At 75.8% G+C, this 1,618-nt stretch carries 2 protein-coding genes; one reads left to right on the forward strand and one right to left on the reverse strand.

All coding sequences use genetic code 11. From position 1 onward, the window contains the following. On the reverse strand, positions 1 to 265 hold a 265-nt coding region (locus tag ACFU6K_RS38530), incomplete at its 3' end, for a hypothetical protein (protein ID WP_380671258.1). 298 nt (positions 266 to 563) lie between these two features. Between ACFU6K_RS38530 and ACFU6K_RS38535 the strand changes: the two genes are divergently transcribed. Next, the gene (locus ACFU6K_RS38535; RefSeq protein ID WP_380671260.1) at positions 564 to 1,304 is read left to right on the forward strand and encodes a GPP34 family phosphoprotein; all 741 of its coding nucleotides are present in this window, start codon (positions 564 to 566) and stop codon (positions 1,302 to 1,304) included. Positions 1,305 to 1,618 lie beyond the last annotated feature (314 nt).

Consider the following 1,618-nt stretch of genomic DNA (forward strand, 5'->3'; position numbering starts at 1 on the left):
CCTCCGGGGCGGCCTCGCCGGAGGTCTCCGCGGGACTGTCCGAGGCGGTGCCGGAGTCGGCGGCCGAGGAGGCGTCGGAGGCGGCGTCGGAGGTGGTCTCCGCGGTCGCCTCGGCGGCGGCCGCGGCTGACGCCCGGTCAGCCGCCGCACCGGAGCCGCCCCCGGCCGGCCCGGCGGCACCGGCCGCCGCACCGGTCCGTTCGGGTTCGCGGTCCCGCTGCCGCTCGTCGCCGTCCCTCAGCACCCTGTCGGGGGACTCGCCCACGTATCCCAGCCTCCTCAACGCCCGGCGGGGCACCGGCGAACCCGATTTCGGGAAGCCGACGCCCCGCCCCGTGTACCTGTACAGTCTCCGCCACCGGCGGCCGTTCCGGCCGCGCACACCCCGCCCGACCGGCGCTTATTGTCGTCGCCCGGCCGCGCCGCGGTCTGTTCACCGCTCAGACGCAGGGCCCGCCGCCGCCGGTTCCGCGCCTTCACCGCAAGGTCACGATTCGGAGGCGTACTCGACAAGCCCGTGTGAGAGGCGTCACCCTGTCTCTCATCCACGCGGGGAGGCTTGGATGGGCAAGAGCCGCAGAACTGTTCCCGAGGAACTCTTGCTGCTCGCTTTGGACCCGACCACGGGTACCACGGCGCAGCCGCAGACCCTCGACCTCGGACTCGCCGGGGCCCAGCTCGTCGAGCTGTCCCTGGCCGGACGGATCGTACCGGAGGGAGACCGGATCGCTGTCGTGCTCGCACGGCCGACCGGCGATCCGACGCTCGACCACGCACTGGAACTGCTGCGCCGACGCGGCAGTCCGGTCCGCGCGGCGCACTGGATCGGCGGGCCCCGACTGGGGCTGCGGCAGACGTATCTGGCGCACCTGGAGCGCTGCGGCATGGTCACGGCCGTACCGGGCCAGGTGTGCGGCGTGCTGCCGACGACCCGGTACCAGGCGTCCGACGACTGCACCAACGCCGCGATCAAGCAGCGACTGGACACCGCGATCCGCACCGGCGTCCCGCCGGATCCGCGGACGGCGGCGCTCGCGGCGCTGGCCCACTCGGTCGGGCTGGGCAAGCACCTGTACCCGGGCAACGAGGGCCGGTCCTCGCGGTCGCGGCTGCGCGACCTGATCCGGTACGACCCGCTGGGCGGGATGGTCGCGCACGCCGTGATGGACGTGCAGAACGGCCTGCCGGCTCAGCAGAACCGTTCTTCCCAGGGTTCCGGGGCCGCTGCCGGCCGTCCTGGCGCCCGTACGGCGGGCCGGGGTCCGGGCGGGCGGGTGCCCGCCTCCCGGGTCGGCGTGCGCTGACCACAGCGGCGCGCACCGACCACAACGGCGAGCACTGACCGCGGCGGCGTGCACTGACCGCAGCGGTCCGCGCGGCCCGGCGGGCAGCCATCACGGCGCCCGACACCACCGGCCGCACGCCCGCCGCACGCCCGCCGCCACCGGTCGCGCATCCGACGCCACCGGCCGCGCACCCGGCGGCGCACGCCGCCCCGCTCACACCGCCCGAGGGCGCTGAGCGACCCGACGCACGACCGGTACCACCGGCGCCAGGAGCACGACGCGCACCGGATGCACCGGACGCACCACCGGCACCACCAGCACCGAGGGGCGGT

This window comes from Kitasatospora sp. NPDC057512 (genome assembly GCF_042802135.1).
GTDB lineage: Bacteria > Actinomycetota > Actinomycetes > Streptomycetales > Streptomycetaceae > Kitasatospora.

Bases quoted from the DNA above. Each gene is read 5' to 3' on its own strand.
- ACFU6K_RS38535 (WP_380671260.1), top strand. From the start codon at position 564: ATGGGCAAGAGCCGCAGAACTGTTCCCGAGGAACTCTTGCTGCTCGCT.